Raw genomic sequence first — 528 nt, 5'->3', positions numbered from 1 at the left:
GGCGCTGCTCACCTGCGCCCGCTACCCGGACACGCCCCGGCTGGCCGGCCTGCACCGCCAGTGCCAGGAGTTGTCGGCCGCCTTCCAGCAGCGACATGGCGAGGCCTACTGTGCCCGCCTCTATGCGGAGGCCGAGGCGGAGGAGGAGCTGCACGACGCCGCTCTCGACGTGGGCCAGCGCGGCATGGTGCCGCTGCGCCGGCTCATCTGCCACCTGCCGCTCGCCGCCACCCTGACCCGGCATGGCGGGCTCTTCCGCGAGACCCGCTACGAGATCAGCCTGCAGGCCCAGGGGAAACGCGGCGCGCGGACCCTGACCGGCACCCTGACGCCGGCCGGGGCGCCGGACGTCTGGCGCCTCACCGGGATCACGCTGGAGCCGGGTCCGCTGCGCGCGGATCTCGATCCCGACGCGCCCGCCACCCTGGATCTCTGCCTCGACACGCCCGACCGCTGCGTCGACTGACCTCGCCCCTTCTTCCAAAGACCCTTTCCGACTGTGGAGACACCCATGAAGCCCCTCATCCT

1 protein-coding gene is annotated in these 528 nt (G+C 72.5%); it reads left to right on the top strand.

What is annotated here, in order from left to right; all coding sequences use genetic code 11:
* A partial coding sequence (locus ACTJI6_RS24235; RefSeq protein WP_440804349.1) for a hypothetical protein occupies window positions 1-466 on the top strand: 466 nt, incomplete at its 5' end.
* Window positions 467-528: the final 62 nt, after the last annotated feature.

This window comes from Paracoccus sp. 22332 (assembly GCF_052045125.1).
Taxonomy (GTDB): Bacteria; Pseudomonadota; Alphaproteobacteria; order Rhodobacterales; family Rhodobacteraceae; genus Paracoccus; species Paracoccus haematequi_A.
The sequence above is the reverse complement of the archived record's forward strand: the minus strand, read 5'-3'. Positions and strand labels throughout refer to the sequence as shown.